At 65.7% G+C, this 15,344-nt stretch carries 18 protein-coding genes; 11 read left to right on the top strand and 7 right to left on the bottom strand.

All coding sequences use genetic code 11. The features are described from left to right. The first annotated feature begins 21 nt into the window (after positions 1-21). From flgF to IEV62_RS07290, 7 genes are all read left to right on the top strand, one after another. Positions 22-765 carry a flagellar basal-body rod protein FlgF gene (flgF, locus tag IEV62_RS07320; protein WP_188446220.1) on the top strand — a complete coding sequence of 248 codons (744 nt, stop codon included), beginning with the start codon at positions 22-24 and terminating at the stop codon, positions 763-765. Positions 766-777: 12 nt separating this feature from the next. Next, positions 778-1,572, top strand: a complete 795-nt coding sequence (gene flgG / locus IEV62_RS07315) for a flagellar basal-body rod protein FlgG (protein WP_188446219.1) — start codon at positions 778-780, stop codon at positions 1,570-1,572. Between the two features lie 4 nt (positions 1,573-1,576). Then, positions 1,577-2,272, top strand: a complete 696-nt coding sequence (locus IEV62_RS07310) for a flagellar basal body L-ring protein FlgH (protein WP_188446218.1) — start codon at positions 1,577-1,579, stop codon at positions 2,270-2,272. A gap of 137 nt (positions 2,273-2,409) precedes the next feature. Then, positions 2,410-3,474 (top strand): flagellar basal body P-ring protein FlgI, encoded by a 1,065-nt coding sequence (locus IEV62_RS07305; RefSeq protein ID WP_229732928.1) that lies wholly within the window; start codon positions 2,410-2,412, stop codon positions 3,472-3,474. Then, entirely contained in the window at positions 3,471-3,827 is a 357-nt protein-coding gene (locus tag IEV62_RS07300; RefSeq protein WP_188446217.1) for a rod-binding protein, read from the top strand. Before IEV62_RS07305 ends, IEV62_RS07300 begins: the two co-directional genes overlap by 4 nt. Further along, positions 3,824-5,170, top strand: a complete 1,347-nt coding sequence (flgK, locus tag IEV62_RS07295) for a flagellar hook-associated protein FlgK (protein WP_188446216.1) — start codon at positions 3,824-3,826, stop codon at positions 5,168-5,170. Before IEV62_RS07300 ends, flgK begins: the two co-directional genes overlap by 4 nt. An 8-nt stretch (positions 5,171-5,178) precedes the next feature. Beyond that, the gene (locus IEV62_RS07290) at positions 5,179-6,093 is read left to right on the top strand and encodes a flagellin N-terminal helical domain-containing protein (RefSeq protein WP_188446215.1); all 915 of its coding nucleotides are present in this window, start codon (positions 5,179-5,181) and stop codon (positions 6,091-6,093) included. A 2-nt stretch (positions 6,094-6,095) separates the two neighbouring features. Here the strand turns inward: IEV62_RS07290 and egtD are convergent, their stop codons facing one another. From egtD to IEV62_RS07265, 5 genes are read right to left on the bottom strand one after another with little or no spacing between them, the layout of a single operon-like run. Continuing rightward, positions 6,096-7,073, bottom strand: a complete 978-nt coding sequence (gene egtD / locus IEV62_RS07285; protein ID WP_188446214.1) for an L-histidine N(alpha)-methyltransferase — start codon at positions 7,071-7,073, stop codon at positions 6,096-6,098. Position 7,074: 1 nt separating this feature from the next. After that, positions 7,075-8,334 (bottom strand): ergothioneine biosynthesis protein EgtB, encoded by a 1,260-nt coding sequence (gene egtB, locus IEV62_RS07280; protein ID WP_188446213.1) that lies wholly within the window; start codon positions 8,332-8,334, stop codon positions 7,075-7,077. A 55-nt stretch (positions 8,335-8,389) separates the two neighbouring features. Further along, positions 8,390-8,989, bottom strand: a complete 600-nt coding sequence (locus IEV62_RS07275) for a cob(I)yrinic acid a,c-diamide adenosyltransferase (RefSeq protein ID WP_188446212.1) — start codon at positions 8,987-8,989, stop codon at positions 8,390-8,392. 26 nt (positions 8,990-9,015) lie between these two features. Continuing rightward, the gene (locus IEV62_RS07270; protein WP_188446211.1) at positions 9,016-9,258 is read right to left on the bottom strand and encodes a twin transmembrane helix small protein; all 243 of its coding nucleotides are present in this window, start codon (positions 9,256-9,258) and stop codon (positions 9,016-9,018) included. Between the two features lie 9 nt (positions 9,259-9,267). After that, positions 9,268-10,263, bottom strand: coding sequence for a glutamyl-Q tRNA(Asp) synthetase (locus IEV62_RS07265; protein ID WP_188446210.1), 996 nt, complete (start codon positions 10,261-10,263; stop codon positions 9,268-9,270). A 129-nt stretch (positions 10,264-10,392) separates the two neighbouring features. Between IEV62_RS07265 and IEV62_RS07260 the strand changes: the two genes are divergently transcribed. From IEV62_RS07260 to ppc, 4 genes are all read left to right on the top strand, one after another. Beyond that, positions 10,393-10,959 carry an HNH endonuclease gene (locus IEV62_RS07260; protein ID WP_188446209.1) on the top strand — a complete coding sequence of 189 codons (567 nt, stop codon included), beginning with the start codon at positions 10,393-10,395 and terminating at the stop codon, positions 10,957-10,959. After that, positions 10,880-11,167: a GIY-YIG nuclease family protein gene (locus tag IEV62_RS18420; protein WP_373868574.1), complete on the top strand. Its 288-nt coding sequence runs from the start codon at positions 10,880-10,882 to the stop codon at positions 11,165-11,167. The genes IEV62_RS07260 and IEV62_RS18420 overlap by 80 nt, the downstream gene beginning before the upstream one ends. A 12-nt stretch (positions 11,168-11,179) precedes the next feature. Then, on the top strand, positions 11,180-11,332 hold the full coding sequence (locus tag IEV62_RS18415) for a GIY-YIG nuclease family protein (protein WP_373868573.1): 153 nt from the start codon (positions 11,180-11,182) through the stop codon (positions 11,330-11,332). 98 nt (positions 11,333-11,430) lie between these two features. Next, positions 11,431-14,118, top strand: a complete 2,688-nt coding sequence (gene ppc / locus IEV62_RS07250) for a phosphoenolpyruvate carboxylase (RefSeq protein ID WP_188446208.1) — start codon at positions 11,431-11,433, stop codon at positions 14,116-14,118. Between the two features lie 33 nt (positions 14,119-14,151). Here ppc and IEV62_RS07245 read toward each other — a convergent pair whose 3' ends face one another. Together IEV62_RS07245 and IEV62_RS07240 are read right to left on the bottom strand one after the other, a co-directional pair. Then, the gene (locus IEV62_RS07245; protein WP_188446207.1) at positions 14,152-14,766 is read right to left on the bottom strand and encodes a YbhB/YbcL family Raf kinase inhibitor-like protein; all 615 of its coding nucleotides are present in this window, start codon (positions 14,764-14,766) and stop codon (positions 14,152-14,154) included. A gap of 30 nt (positions 14,767-14,796) precedes the next feature. Then, the gene (locus IEV62_RS07240; RefSeq protein WP_373868579.1) at positions 14,797-15,276 is read right to left on the bottom strand and encodes an acyl-CoA thioesterase; all 480 of its coding nucleotides are present in this window, start codon (positions 15,274-15,276) and stop codon (positions 14,797-14,799) included. Between the last annotated feature and the right edge of the window lie 68 nt (positions 15,277-15,344).

Here is a 15,344-nt window from a genome sequence, read left to right as displayed (position 1 = left end):
GGGGCGTAATCGGAGCAGAACATGGACAAATTGGTCTACACCGCGGCCTCGGGGCTCAAGGCGCATCTCGCGTCGCAGGCGGCGATCGCCAACAATATGGCGAACGTGTCGACCATCGGGTTCCGCGCCGACCGCGTCGTGTTCGAACGGCTGTCGCTGCAAAGCGCCGGTTTCGACACGCGCACCTCCGCCTCGGCCGAAGTCGCCGATGCCGACCGCAAGCCCGGCGCGCTGCAACAAACCGGGCGCGCGCTCGATATCGCGATCCCCGGTGACAGCTGGCTCGCGGTACAGGCGACCGACGGGAGCGAGGCCTATACCCGCCGCGGCGATCTGCAGATCGCGCCGTCGGGCGTGCTGCAAACCGGCGACGGCTTCCCCGTGATCGGGGCGGGCGGGCCGATCACCTTGCCGCCGGTGCAAAGCATCACGATCTCGAATGACGGCACGATTTCGATCGTGCCGGTCGGCGGCGACCCGCGCAGTCCGCAAATCATCGACACGCTCAAACTTGCCAGCCCCAAGGGGACGCAGACGGTCAAGGGCACCGACAATCTGCTGCATGTGAAGGGCGGCGGCGTCTTGCCGGCTGACCTCGATACCAGGATCGAGAGCGGAACGCTCGAGGGGTCGAACGTCAACATGACGCAAGCGCTGGTCGATATGATCGAAAATCAGCGCGCCTATGAGGTTCAGGCCAATTTGATGAAATCGGCCAAGGAATTGGATGAAAGCAGCGCATCGTTGATGCGCCTGCCGGCTTGAGAGGAATAGATCATGGGTAGTGCAGCCATGCATATCGCGCGGACCGGGCTCGATGCCCAGGACATGCGCATGCGCGTCATTTCGAACAACCTCGCCAACGTGAACACCACTGCGTACAAAAAGGATCGCGCTGCGTTCGAAACGCTGGCGTATCAGACCGTGACCGCGCCCGGCGCGCCGAGCACCGCGGAATCGAAATATGCCACCGGCCTCAACCTCGGCACCGGAGTCAAGATTCAGGGCACCGCGCGGATCGATACGCAAGGCTCGTTCCAGCAGACCAATAACAGCCTCGATCTCGCGCTCGACGGCGATGGCTATTTCCAGGTGCAAATGCCCGGCGGCACGCTCGGCTACACGCGTGCGGGCAATTTCTCGCGCTCGCCCGAGGGTTTGCTGATCACCTCCGAAGGCTATCAGGTCCAGCCCGGCATCACCGTGCCCGAGGGCGCGACCGCGATCACTATCGGCACGGACGGCACCGTCTCGGCCACGATCCCAGGGCAAGCCGCATCGACCACGCTCGGCCAGATCCAGGTCGCGAGCTTTCCCAACTCCGCGGGCTTGCTTGGCAAGGGCGACAATTACCTCGTCGAAACCTCCGCCAGCGGTGCCGCCAATCTCGGCATCGCCGGACAGGATGGCCGCGGCAACATCCGCCAGGGCCAGCTCGAAGGATCGAACGTCAATGTCGTTGAGGAGCTCGTCGACATGATCGAGACGCAGCGCGCCTATGAGGTCAATTCGAAGATGATCTCGGCGACCAACGAAATGCTACAATATGTTAACCAACATTTCGGTAGCTAGGGGCATGAAGTCGTCCGCCCTTCTCGCTGCCGCCTGCGCGGCGTGCCTCGTCACCGTCGCGCTTGCACCGGGGGCTGCGGAGGCGAGCATTTTCGGCAAGAAGAAGCCGCCGGTCGATTTCTCGGCAGCCCTGCCCCCGCCACCGCCGCCGCCGCCGCCCGTGTCGACCGGATCGATCTTCCAGGTCGCCGATGGCTATGCTGCGCTGTACGAGGGCACCCGCGCGCGCCGCGTCGGCGATCCGCTGACGATCGTGCTGGTCGAACGCACCGCCGCGTCCAAATCCGCCAGCTCGAAGCTTGATTCGGGCGGTGGCCTCAGCATCACGCCGCCGACCACGGGCAGCCTTGCGCTGTTCCAGGGGACCGATGCGAGCCTCAGCAGCAAACGCAATTTCACCGGCCAGGGCGCCTCCGACCAGTCGAACACGCTGTCGGGCGAAGTCAGTGTGACGGTCAGCCAGGTCCTGCCCAACGGCACGATGCTGATCCAGGGGCAGAAGCGCGTTACGCTCAACCGCGGCGACGAATTTGTCCAGATCAAGGGGCTGATCCGTGTCGCCGATATCGACGCCGACAACCGCGTCCTGTCGACGCGCGTCGCCGATGCGCAGATCGCTTATACCGGCAAGGGCGACGTCGCCCGCGCCAGCCGCCAGGGCTGGCTCGGCCGCTTCTTCTCCGTGGTGAGTCCGTTCTGATGCGCACTTTTCAGCTCCTCACCCTCACCCTTCCGGCGCTTCGCGCCTCCCTCCCTCTCCCATCGGGAGAGGGAGGGGGCCCGCTGCCGAAGGCAGTGGGAAGGGTGAGGGTGACCATCGCCGCGTTGGTCTTGGGCATGCTGTCACTCGCTGCCCCCGCCTCGGCCGACCGGATCAAGGATCTCGGCGGCTTTCAGGGCATCCGCAGCAACCAGCTGACGGGCTATGGCATTGTCGTCGGTCTGCCCGGCACGGGTGACGACAATCTCGAATATACCATTCAGTCGATGAAGGCGGTCGCCTCGCGCTTCGGCTTGCAATTGCCCGCCAACGTCAATCCCGGCCTGAAAAACGCGGCGGTCGTGATCATCACCGCCGATTTGCCGCCCTTCGCCAAGCCCGGGCAGAAGCTCGACATCACCGTTGCGTCGATGGGCAAGGCCAAGTCGCTGCGCGGCGGCGCGCTGATCCTCACGCCCTTGCTCGGTGCCGACGGACAGATTTACGCGATGGCGCAAGGCAATCTCGCGGTCGGTGGCCTTGGTGCCGAGGGCAAGGACGGGTCGCAGATCGTCGTCAACATCCCCTCGGCCGGGCGCATCCCCGACGGTGCGACGGTCGAACGCGCGGTGCAAACCGGGTTCGAAAATACGCCGGGCCTGACCTACAATCTCGCGCGCGCCGATTTCACCACCGCGCAGAATGTCGCCGCGGCGATCAATTCGCGGCTCGGCGCCGGCACCGCGCAAGCGACCGATGCGATTTCGGTCTCGATCCGCGCGCCCGTCGGCGGCGATGTCCGCGCGACCTTGATGAGCGAGATCGAGAATCTCGACATCGTTTCCGCAGAACCCTCGGCACGGGTGATCGTCAACGCGCGCACCGGCACCGTCGTAATCAATTCGAGCGTCCGCGTCGGCACCGCCGCGATCACGCATGGCAAATTGACCGTCCGCATCGACGAATCCGAACGCGTCAGTCAGCCAGCGCCCTTCAGCAAGGGCGAAACCACCAAGGAGCAGAAATCCGCGGTCGGCGTCGATGAGGAAAAACATCCGATCTTCCTGATCGAGCCTGGCCCGCGTTTGTCCGATGTGGTCAAGGCGATCAACGCGATCGGTGCGTCACCGGCTGATCTGGTCGCGATCCTCGAAGCCTTGAAAGAGGCGGGCGCGCTCAAAGCCGAGTTGATCATCCTGTGAGCGAGGTCCCCGCCCTTCCGCCCGTCCAGGGTCCCCAAGGCCCGCTACAGGGTGTCAACGTCGACACGAGCCGCTTGCAAAACCGCGCCAATCTGGAAGCGGCGGGCAAGAAGTTCGAGGCGGTGTTCACCGGCATGATGGTAAAAGCCATGCGCTCGACGCATCTCGCCGAGGACGATCTGTTCGGCTCGAAGGGCCTCGATACCTTCAAGGAAATGCAGGACACGCAATTTGCCACCGGCATGGCGAATCACGCCCCGCTCGGCATCGGCAAGGCGATGACCGAATTCCTCGCGCGCTCGCAAACCGGCCTGCAGGCCGCGCCGCCCGCTGCTGACGGCAAGACGCCATGAGCGATCTGCTCGGCATCGGCGCCAGCGGGGTGCGTGCGTATCAAAGCGCGCTCACCACCGTGTCCGAAAACATCGCCAATGCGGCAACCCCGGGCTACGCCAAGCGCACCGCCGATCTGCGCGAGGTCGCGGCGCCGGTCGGCGTCACTGCAGGCGGCAGGGTCCAGACCGGTCAAGGCGTAACGGTCGCAGGGGTCACACGCTCGGCCGACGCCCTGCGCGCGGCCGACGTGCGCACGTCGAGCGCCGATCTTGCGCGCAGCGAAACCGGCATTGCCTGGCTCGACCGGATCGAAACCGCGTTGACCGGCAACCAATTGGGCGACCGGCTGACCGGTTTCTTCAATGCCGCCAAAAGCGTCGCCGCCGACCCCAGCGCAACCGTCCCGCGCACTGCCTTGCTCGAGCAAGCGAGCGCGGTCGCGGGCAGCTTCACCGCGACCGGCAAGGCGCTCGACGGGCTCGACGCCAACCTCGATGCGACCGCCGGGAGCGCCGTGACCACGCTCAACAGCCTCGGCGCGGCGCTCGCCAAGGTCAATGACGGGCTTGGCCGCGCGCAACCCGGATCGAACGGCGCAGCACAGCTCGCCGATCAACGCGACGCAATCCTCGATCAGATCAGCGCGATCAGCGACGTGTCGGTCAGTACCGACGGCATCGGGCGCGCGACGGTCAAGCTCGGCAATGCCGGCGGCCCGGATTTCGTGACCGGCAACACCTCGGGCGAGGTCACCTTCACGCGCGGCAGCGATGGAACGGTGGCGTTCGCCTTGCAAACGCCGGCTGGCGTCGCGACGGTCACGCCGGGGGGCGGCGCGCTCGCCGGCGTCATCGATGGCGCGGCGCGCATCGCCGACGCGCGCGTAACGCTGGAGACGATCGCCACCGCCTTCACCAACGGCGTCAACGCGGTGCAAGCGGGTGGGCGCGATCTCGACGGCAATCCCGGTGCGACCTTGTTCACGACCGGCACGAGCCCGACCGACCTTACGCTCACCCTCACCGATCCGCGCGGTATTGCGGCGGCGGCGGTCGGCGGGGGGCCGCGCGACAACAGCAATTTGAAAAACCTCGATACGCTGCGCACCAGCGGCGCATTCGAGGCGAAGACCACCGCACTCATCTCGGGCAATGCCGCTACGCTCAACGGGCGCAAGCAAATCGCCGATGCGCAAAGCGCGATCCGCGACAATGCCGTCGCGGCGCGCGACGCCGTATCGGGGGTCAATCTCGACAGCGAAGCGGTCGATCTGCTGCGCTTTCAGCAAGCCTATTCGGCGGCGAGCCGCGTGATTCAGGTCGCGCGCGACACGCTCCAGTCGATCCTCGACATCCGCTAGGGTAGCTTATGCAAATCGGCACCAACCAATTTTACGACACGAACGCGACCCAGCTCGGCAAGTTGGCGACGCAAGCCGACACGCTCAACACGCAAATCGCGACGGGCAAGAAATTCACGGCACCGTCGCAGGACGTGGTGGCGTATAACCGCCTGACCGCGATCAAACAGACCAATGCCGACAGCACCGCTTATGCCAGCAATGTCAGCCTCGCCCAGTCGCTGCTCCAGCAATCCGACACGACGCTGACCGCGGTCGGCAATCAGCTTCAGCGCGCCGCCGAACTGACGACGCAAGCCGCCAACGGCACGTTGAACGATGCCAACCGCAAGACGATCGCGATCGAGCTGCAAAGCATCCGCGACGATCTCGTGGGGCTGGCAGGCACCACCGACGCGCGCGGCCAGCCGCTGTTTGGCGCGGCGAGCGGCGGCGCGGCGGTCGTACAAGCCGCGGACGGCACGGTGAGCTTCGGCGGTACCGGCGAAATCTCGCCAATCCCGGTTGCCGATGGCACTGACATTCACGCAACCGACAGCGCGCAGCGCGTGTTCGGCAACATCCCGGCCAGCGGCGGTGGCACGACCGATGTATTCTCGGTGCTCTCCAGCCTGATCTCCGCGCTCAACGCCGGCGGCGACGTCTCGGCTGCTACCGGTAGCGCCGCCGACGGCCTGAAGGGCGCGCTGAATCAGGTCAGCAACGTCCAGGGCTCGGTCGGTGCGCGCGCCGCGCGGCTCGACATCGTCGCGTCGCAAGCAACCGATGCCGCCGCTGCGCGCGAAACCGATCGCGTCGCGTTGGAAGATACCGATGTCTCGACCGCGATCACCGAATTGCAGAAAACCATGACGGTGCTGCAAGCGACGCAAGCCAGCTTCACCAAGCTGGGGCAATTGTCGCTGTTCACGTATTTGCGCTGACGCTACGGCGCGGTTCGCGCCGGTTGCGCCTCCGCCAGGATCACCGCGAACAACCCCGCGGGGTCGGTCCACTCCGCGACCGGCGTCCACCCGCCCGCGCGCAGCAGCATGCGCGCGTCGCGCGGCCCGTATTTATGGCTATTCTCGGTATGGATCGTCTCGCCCGCCGCCATTGCGAAGGGCCGCCCCTCGATTCCGAAGGCGACATCGGCCAGCGCCTCGAGGTGCATTTCGATCCGCGAACGATCATCGTTCCAGATTGCGCGGTGACGAAACGTCGCGATCGGAATCGTGCCGTCGAGTTCGCGGTTGATCCGCTCGAGCAAATTGAGGTTGAACGCCGCGGTCACCCCTTGCGCATCGTCATACGCCGCCTCGAGCACCGCCGGATCCTTGATCCGGTCCATCCCGATCACCAGCATCGCGCCCTCACCCAGCGACGCCTTCATCGCGCGCAGCAAATCGACCGAGGAATGCGGCACCATATTGCCGATCGTCGACCCGGGAAAGAAACCGAGTTTCGGCGTGGCGGCAATCTGCAGCGGCAACGCGATCGGCTTCATGAAATCGGCCTCAAGCGGCAGCACCGTCAGCCCCGGAAACGCCGCCGCCAGCAGGCTTGAGGATTCGCGCAGGAAATCACCCGAAATATCGATCGGCACATACGCCGCCGGATCGACCGCCTGCAGCAGGATCGGCGTCTTGGTCGACGAACCCGACCCAAACTCCACCACCGCGCGCCCCGCGCCGGCAATCGCGGCGATCTCGCCGCAACACGCCTGCAGAATCGCGGTTTCGGTCCGCGTCGGATAATATTCGGGCAAATCGGTGATTGCCTCGAACAATTCCGACCCGCGCCGGTCATAAAACCAGCGCGCCGGGATCGCGCGCGGGCGCATCTCGAACCCGCGCAGCACGTCGTGGCGAAACGACGGGTCGGCCAGCGACGCCTGGCCGTCCTCGATTTCCTGCTTCAACACGTTATAAATCCTTGGCGAGGCGCACGCCGGTGAATTGCCAGCGCTGGTGCGGATAGAAGAAATTGCGATAGCTTGCGCGCACATGCCCGCGCGGCGTAGCGCATGATCCGCCCCGCAACACACACTGTCCGCTCATGAACTTGCCATTATATTCACCGACCGCCCCTTCAACCGCGCGAAACCCCGGATAGGGGCGGAACGCGCTGCCGGTCCATTCCCAGACATCGCCGAACCAGCCGCCCCCGGCGGTGGCGGGGCGCGGCTCGACCGGTCCTGCCGCATCAAGTTGATTGCCGCTTTCGGGATCTTGCGCCGACGCCATGGCTTCCCATTCCGCCTCGCTCGGCAAGCGCGCGCCCGCCCAACTGGCATAGGCATCGGCTTCGTAGAAGCTGACATGCGTCACCGGTGCCGCGGGATCGATCGCGCGGCGTCCGTCGAGCCCGAAACGCGTCCAGCCACTGTCGCTGCGCTCCCAATAGAGCGGCGCGAAAATTGCCTGGCCGCGCACCCACGCCCAACCGTCCGACAGCCAGTGCCGCGCATCGGCATAGCCGCCATCGGCGATGAAATCGGCCCATTCGCCATTGGTGACGGTGCGAGTCGCCAATGCGTGCGGGCTGAGCAACGCGGCATGGCGCGGACCTTCGCAATCGAACGCGAAATCGTCGCCGCCGTGTCCGATCTCGATCACACCCGCCACGCCTTCGATCCAGCCGAGCGGCCCCGGCATTGCCACCGGCACCTTGCGCGCCGCTGGCCAAACCGCCGGTTCGATCGGGTTCTGCGCCATCAAATGCAGCACGTCGGTGATCAGCAATTCCTGATGCTGCTCCTCGTGATGACAGCCGAGCATCACCAGATCGCGCGCGGCGTCCGCCAGATCGGGCAAAGCGGCGAGCACCGCCGCATCGACATGCGCGCGGTACGCGATCACTTCGCCCAGCGCAGGCCGCGTCACCATCCCGCGCCGCCCGCGGGCGTGGCGCTGGCCTTCGGCTTCGTAATAGCTGTTGAACAGGAACGGGAAGCGATCGTCATACAGCGCATAGTCGCTGACGAAATCGCGCAGCACGAAGGTTTCGAGAAACCACGTCGTATGCGCGAGATGCCATTTCGCGGGCGAGGCATCGTCCATCGATTGCACGCTCGCATCGGCATCCGACAGCGGCGCGACCAACGCGACCGACAGCCCCCGCACCGCCTGAAAGCGTGCAGCCAAGGACGAGGGGTCAGCCTTGGGGGCAGTCCGCGTTCGCATCGTTTCGTCCCCGTTTTCAGCCGACCATCGGCGTGCCCGGATTACAGCGCCATGCTCAGCGCGTGGCACCCGGTCGCCACAGAACGTCGCCACCGGCATTTTGGTTCACCGCGCGTGCCGCCACGAACAAATAATCCGACAAGCGATTGAGATAGGCGAGCGCCAGCGGGTTGAGCGGCACTGCCCGCGCCGCCGCCACGCCCGCGCGCTCGGCGCGCCGCACCGTCGCGCGCGCGATATGCAGCGCCGCCGCCGCCGGAGTCCCACCGGGCAAAATGAAGCTGGTCAGCGGGGAAAGCGCACCGTTCATCCGGTCGATTTCGGCCTCAAGCCGGTCGACTTGCGTGGCGACGATGCGCAGCGTCATCTCCGACGGCGCAAAATCCTTGCCTTCGTCATCCGTGGCCGGCGTGGCCAGATCGGCGCCGAGATCGAACAAATCATTCTGGATCCGCTCCAGCAGCACGCCGAGCCACGCGAGCGCAGCGCCGTCGCTGCGCAAGGCGACCACTGCCGTGCCGATCGCGCTATTGGCTTCATCGACATCGCCGATCGCCGCCATGCGCGCAGCATCCTTCGCGACACGCGATCCATCGACAAGGCCGGTCGTGCCGTCATCGCCGGTGCGGGTGTAGATGCGGTTGAGCTTGACCATCGATCAGCGCCCCCCAATCTGGCCGCTCAGCTCTTGCCCGCCATCCACAACAGCAAAACGACGATGAAGATCGCCACCGCCTGCAACATCACGCGATATTGCATCAGCTTGTTCGATTTGGTCGCCGAAGCGAGCAGACCGTCACCGCTGGTGGTGCCTTCGCGGACGTCCTGGCTCGCGCCGAGCAGGAAAACGATAAGGCCGCGCACCAGCACGACGACGACCGCGATCATCGACGCGATCAGGAGGATGGTCAGGAAAGTGCTCATAGGCCCTATCTAGGCACTTGCGAGGCCAAAGCCAATGGGCAGCACCCCGCGCCGCAACTGATCGGCCAGCGCCAGACCATCCTGCCCAAGCAACCGCACGCTTTCGAGCGTCGGCGCACCGTTGCGCTTGGCGAGGCGCTGTCCATCCGCAGCGGCGAGCAGCCGGTGATGCCGGTAGATCGGCGTCGGCAGTCCAAGCAACGCCTGCAGCAACCGGTGAACATGCGTCGCCGCAAACAGATCGACCCCGCGCACGACATGGCTGATTCCCTGCGCCGCATCGTCGAGCGTCACCGCGAGGTGGTAGCTGGCGGGTGCGTCTTTGCGTGCGAGCACGACATCGCCATGCGAGAGCGGATCGGCGGCGACATCGCCTGCGATCTCGTCATGCCACAGGAGCGCTTCCGGCTCTTCCAAATCCGTCACCCCGGCCTTGTGCCGGGGTCCACCGTGCACCACCAGCGGCGGTGCGTGAGGAGGCGTGGACCCCGGCACGAGGCCGGGGTGACGAAGAAAGGTTTGGGCGAAACGCACTTGAGAAACCGCCCGCCCCACATCCAGCCGCCACGCATAAGCCACGCCCGCCGCAACCCGCGCCGCCCGCTCGTCCTCCCCCAACCCCCGACACGTCCCCGGATACACCGCCTCCACCCCATGCGGCGCACTCACACTCGCCGCAATTTCCGCACGCGTACAAAAACACGGATACAGCAGCCCCATCCCCCGCAACCGTCCCAGCGCCGCCGCATAAACCGCCAGCCGCGTCGACTGGAACAGCACCGGCCCGTCCCATTCCAGCCCGAGCCAGCGCAAATCGGCTTCGATCGCCGCGACATGCTCGGCCCGCGAACGCGCGCCGTCGATATCCTCGATCCGGAGCAGAAACCGCCCGCCGTCCGCCCGCGCGCGATCATGCGCCTGGATCGCCGAATAGGCATGGCCGAGGTGCAGCTTACCCGTCGGGCTCGGCGCAAAGCGCGTGACGGGCAGGACGGGCGCGATCATCCAGCCCTTGACCGCGAGTCGTGGCTTGTGTGAAACTCGCGGGCGACGGGTGGCGCTGTCATCACAGCGTCATCCTACGGGTTAAGAAGCCGCCAGGAAAGCGCCACTTGGGTGTAAAGGGGGGCTCGCATGTACCATCCCGATCTGATCCGCCATCCCGATGGCTGTCCCGCGCTCGTGCTCAATGCCGATTATACGCCGCTCAGCTATTATCCGCTGTCGCTGTGGCCGTGGCAAACCGCGATCAAGGCAGTGTTCCTCGACCGCGTCGACATCGTCGCCGAATATGAACGCGAAGTGCGCAGCCCGACGATGCGCGTCAAGCTGCCCTCGGTGATCGCGCTCAAGCAATATGTCCGCCCCTCGGCCTTCCCCGCCTTCACGCGCTTCAATCTGTTCCTGCGCGACAAATTCGCCTGCCAATATTGCGGATCGGGGCATGACTTGACGTTCGACCATATCGTCCCGCGCGCGCAGGGCGGGCGCACGACCTGGGAAAACGTCGCCACCGCCTGTGCGCCGTGCAACCTCAAAAAGGGTGGCCGCACGCCGAAGCAAGCCAACATGCCGCTCCACATCGACGCAATCCGCCCGACGAGTTGGCATTTGCAGGAACATGGCCGCCGCTATCCACCCAATTTCCTGCACGATACGTGGCACGACTGGCTCTATTGGGATGTCGAGCTGGAGGCGTAGGCGTGCGAGCGTATTGGTCCGGTCGATCGAACTCCACCCCCGTCATCCCCGCGAAAGCGGGGACCCAGCTATTCTGATGCAAGGCGGCTGGGTTTACATGATGGCCAATCGCTATCGCGGAACCATCTACACGGGCGTCACTGCCGATATCGCGATGCGGGTATGGCAACACAGGCAGGGCATCGGATCAAAGTTCGTCGCGGAATAGGGGCTGACACGATTGGTTTACGTGGAGCCGCACGGCAGGATCGAGGATGCCATCGTACGCGAAAAGCGGATCAAAAAATGGAACCGGAATTGGAAGATCGAGCTGATCGAAAGCACCAATCCCGAATGGGGCGATCTGTGGGAAACGATCAACACCTGGCTTTAGTCGAGGAGAAGAAAGCTGGGTCCCCGCGTTCGCGGGGATGACGTTTGGGACAGTCGATAGCGATTGACCGCCGCGCTACCGCAGCGCAGCATAACCCAATGGCTACGCTCCCCGGAATCGCAAACAATCCCGACATCCGTTTTCTGGGCAAATTGCTCGGCGACGTGATCCGCGCCTATGGCGGGGACGCGCTGTATGCGCGCACCGAATCGATCCGCGCGGCCTCGGTCGATCGGCACCGTTCTAAAGCTGAGGGGGGTGGCGCGACCGATCTCGGGCTCGACGCGCTCAGCCTCGATGACACGCTCGATTTCGTGCGCGGCTTCATGCTGTTCTCCATGCTCGCCAATCTTGCCGAGGACCGGCAGGGCATCGCGGCCGAACCCGGCGCGGATATGGCCGCGGCACTCGATCGGCTGGCAGGCGAAGGGATCGACCATGCGCAAGTGATGGCGCTGCTCGATCACGCGCTGATCGCCCCCGTCCTCACCGCGCACCCGACCGAGGTGCGGCGCAAGTCGATGATCGACCATCGCAACCGCATCGCCGCGCTGATGGGCTTGCGCGATACGGGCGCGACCGAAACCCCCGATGGCGATAATGTCGAGGAAGCGATTCTCCGCCAGATCGCGCTTTTGTGGCAAACCCGCGTGCTGCGCCGCGAACGGCTCTACGTCACCGACGAAGTCGAGATCGCGCTGAGCTATTTGCGCGACGTCTTCCTGCCCGCTTTGCCCGCGCTCTATCAACGCTGGGACCGCGCGCTCGGGACGCGCGTGCCGAGCTTCCTGCGCCCCGGCAGCTGGATCGGCGGCGACCGTGACGGCAATCCGTTCGTCACCGCCGATTCGCTCAAGACCGCGCTCGCCAAGGCCAGCGAAGCGGTGCTCGGCCATTATCTCGACGCGGTCCACGCGCTGGGGGCCGAACTGTCGATCTCGACCAACCTGGTCCCCGCCGACGACGCCGTCACTGCGCTGGCCGAGGCGAGCGGCGACACCGCCGAGAGCCGCAGCGACGAACCCTATCGCCGCGCGCTGTCGGGCATTTACGCACGGCTCGCCGCGACGCACCTCGCGCTCACCGGCAAGCCCGCCCCGCGTCCCGGCCTGCTGAGCGGCGAACGCTATCCCGATCCGCACGCGTTCCGCGCCGATCTTGTCACGATCGCCCGGGGCTTGCGCGGCGGTGGCGAGGCACTCGCCTCCGGCGGCGCGCTCGGGCGCCTGATCCGCTCGGTCGAAACGTTCGGCTTCCACCTCGCCACGCTCGATCTGCGCCAGAACAGCGCGGTCCATGAACGCGTCGTCGCCGAATTGCTCAAGGTGGCGGGGGTCGAGGCCGATTATCTCGCGCTCGGTGAATCGCAGCGCGTCTCTTTGCTCCGCCACGAACTCTCCAACGCCCGCCCGCTCGCCAGCGGCTTTGCCGATTATTCCGACGAGACGAAATCCGAACTCGCAATCCTGCGCGCCGCAGCGCAAGCGCACGCGACCTACGGCTCCGCCTGCATCGTCCAGCACATCGTCTCGATGGCGCAAAGCGTGTCGGATCTGCTCGAACTCAACATCTTGCTCAAGGAAGTCGGCTTGTATCGCCCGGGCGAAACCCCGAGTGCCGCGATCATGGCGGTGCCGCTGTTCGAAACGATCGGCGATCTTGAGGCCGCCCCCGGCATCATGGCCGAATGGTTCGCGTTGCCCGAAGTGCGCGGCATCACCGCCGCGCGCGGGCTTCAGGAAGTGATGATCGGCTATTCCGACAGCAACAAGGACGGCGGCTATCTCACCTCGACCTGGAGCCTGTCGAAAGCCTCGACCGCGCTCAAGGGCGTTTTTGCGGGAGCAGGCGTCGGGATGCAGCTCTTCCACGGGCGCGGCGGTGCCGTCGGACGTGGCGGCGGCTCGGCTTTCGCCGCGATCCGCGCCCAGCCCGCCGGCACCGTGCAGGGCCGCATCCGCATCACCGAACAAGGCGAGGTAATCGCCGGAAAATATGGAACGCGCGAAACTGCGATCACCAATCTGGAAGCAATGACCGCCGCCACCTTGCTCGCCAGCCTTGAACCCGAAGCCTTGTCGAGCGCCGACACACGGCGCTTCTCGGCGGCAATGGACACGCTATCGGCATCGGCGTTCGAGGCGTATCGCGCGCTCGTCTACGGCACCGCAGGAAACGATCGGGGCTTCCGCACCTTCTTCCGCCAGATGACGCCGCTCGCCGAAATTTCCGGCCTCAAGATCGGCAGCCGTCCGGCCAGCCGCACCAAATCCGACCGGATCGAGGATTTGCGCGCAATTCCCTGGGTGTTCAGCTGGGCGCAGGCCCGCGTGATGCTGCCCGGCTGGTACGGCGTCGGGCAGGCGCTCGCCGGGTTCGAAGACAAAGGCTTGCTCAAGGAGATGGCGCAGGGCTGGCCGCTCTTCGCCGCGACGCTTGCCAATATGGAACAGGTCATCGCCAAGTCCGACATGGGCATCGCCGCGCGCTATGCCGCGTTGGTCGAGGATCGCGGCCTCGCCGATGCGATCTTCCCGCAAATCGAACGCGGCTGGAGCCAGGCGCATGACGGTCTGCTCGAGGTCACCGGCCAATCGCACCTGCTCGCCGCGCACCCAGCGCTCGATGCGTCGATCCGGCTGCGCCTCCCCTATATCGAGCCGCTCAACCTGCTCCAGATCGAACTGATCAAGCGCCGCCGTGCGGGCGACGAGGATGAACGCATCGGCGAGGGCATCCTCCTCTCGATCAACGCGATCGCGACCGCGCTGCGCAACTCAGGCTAAATCTCTCCAAATCCTCCCCGTTCCGGGGAGGAATTACGCCAAAGCAGCCCCATCGATTGCCAGCGGCCCATCCACCACCTCGCCGCGCGCATACAGCCCGGTCAGCATCCCCGCGCCGATCACATGCCCCTGAATCGCATTGAGCACCGCGCCACGCCCCGGCGCGTCGCCCAGATCCTCCGCCACGACATCGAGTGCGAACAGCTGGAACACATAGCGATGCTCGCCATGCCCGCTCGGCGGATCGGGCGCGAGCCAGCCTTGCGCGAGGTAAGAATTCCGCCCGATTTCAGCGGTTGCGCCGCCCTCGACGATCGCTCCCTCGGCGAGGTCGCGCGTGTCTGGACCCATCCCCCAGACGATCGCGTGCACCAAGGGCGAGAGCGTCGGCGAATCGGCATCCTCGACAATCAGCGCGAGGCTTTGCGTTGCGCCCGGCACCGCATCCCAGACCAAAGGCGGCGACACGCCCGCGCCATCGGCGGTGAAGCGCACCGGCATCTCCGTCCAATCGCCAAAGGCCGAGCTGCTCAGCGCAATCGGGGCATAGCCGCCTCCGAGCGCAGGATTGACGATCGTCAGATGCTCCGCTCCCGCGCGCACGCCGCGCAAACTGGCGCCAAGCCATTCGGGAATATGTTCGAGCATCGCAGCAACCCTTTCGAAAACGGTTGCTGTTCAAGCCCCCGGCACGCGCGGTTGTTCCGTCGGCGGACACAAAAACGGCGCGGCGATCTCCGGCCGCACGCGCAGCAAGCGCCCGGTCGCGCGGTCGAGCAAGGCCCAGGTCGTCACTGCCTCCACCTTCACGAGCCCGTCGCTGCCGGCAAAGCGCACATGCCGGTCGAACCGCGCGCCCTTGGGCGGCGCGGGCACCCAGGTCTCGCCCGTCACCGTCTCGCCTACGGAGACATTGCCGCGATAGTCGATCTCGTGCCGCGTCACGACCCAGACATAGGCCGCTTGCTGCTCCACCGACGCCACCGCCGCCCAATGCGCGACGGCAAGCTCCTGAATCCAGCGCACCCACACCGCATTATTGACATGCCCGAGCGCATCAATGTCAGCGGGCATGGCGGTGAAGGCGTGGGTGAAGCGCTTCTCCCTCTCCCCGCTCGCGGGGAGAGGGTCGGGGAGAGGGGCCGTGCCTTGCTTCACCGTCCGCGTCACTGCCCCTCTCCCGACTTCGGCTTCGCCTCGTCTGCCCTCTCCCCTGCAGGGGAGAG

This window comes from Sphingomonas psychrolutea (genome assembly GCF_014636175.1).
Lineage (GTDB): Bacteria > Pseudomonadota > Alphaproteobacteria > Sphingomonadales > Sphingomonadaceae > Sphingomonas > Sphingomonas psychrolutea.
Note: the sequence above shows the minus strand (reverse complement) of the source record. Positions and strands in the feature narration are given on the sequence as shown.

Bases quoted from the DNA above. Each gene is read 5' to 3' on its own strand.
- flgF (WP_188446220.1), top strand. From the start codon at position 22: ATGGACAAATTGGTCTACACCGCGGCCTCGGGGCTCAAGGCGCATCTC.
- flgG (WP_188446219.1), top strand. From the start codon at position 778: ATGGGTAGTGCAGCCATGCATATCGCGCGGACCGGGCTCGATGCCCAG.
- IEV62_RS07310 (WP_188446218.1), top strand. From the start codon at position 1,577: ATGAAGTCGTCCGCCCTTCTCGCTGCCGCCTGCGCGGCGTGCCTCGTC.
- IEV62_RS07305 (WP_229732928.1), top strand. From the start codon at position 2,410: ATGCTGTCACTCGCTGCCCCCGCCTCGGCCGACCGGATCAAGGATCTC.
- flgK (WP_188446216.1), top strand. From the start codon at position 3,824: ATGAGCGATCTGCTCGGCATCGGCGCCAGCGGGGTGCGTGCGTATCAA.
- IEV62_RS07290 (WP_188446215.1), top strand. From the start codon at position 5,179: ATGCAAATCGGCACCAACCAATTTTACGACACGAACGCGACCCAGCTC.
- egtB (WP_188446213.1), bottom strand. From the start codon at position 8,334: ATGCGAACGCGGACTGCCCCCAAGGCTGACCCCTCGTCCTTGGCTGCA.
- IEV62_RS07275 (WP_188446212.1), bottom strand. From the start codon at position 8,989: ATGGTCAAGCTCAACCGCATCTACACCCGCACCGGCGATGACGGCACG.
- IEV62_RS07270 (WP_188446211.1), bottom strand. From the start codon at position 9,258: ATGAGCACTTTCCTGACCATCCTCCTGATCGCGTCGATGATCGCGGTC.
- IEV62_RS07265 (WP_188446210.1), bottom strand. From the start codon at position 10,263: ATGATCGCGCCCGTCCTGCCCGTCACGCGCTTTGCGCCGAGCCCGACG.
- IEV62_RS07260 (WP_188446209.1), top strand. From the start codon at position 10,393: ATGTACCATCCCGATCTGATCCGCCATCCCGATGGCTGTCCCGCGCTC.
- IEV62_RS18420 (WP_373868574.1), top strand. From the start codon at position 10,880: ATGGCCGCCGCTATCCACCCAATTTCCTGCACGATACGTGGCACGACT.
- ppc (WP_188446208.1), top strand. From the start codon at position 11,431: ATGGCTACGCTCCCCGGAATCGCAAACAATCCCGACATCCGTTTTCTG.
- IEV62_RS07245 (WP_188446207.1), bottom strand. From the start codon at position 14,766: ATGCTCGAACATATTCCCGAATGGCTTGGCGCCAGTTTGCGCGGCGTG.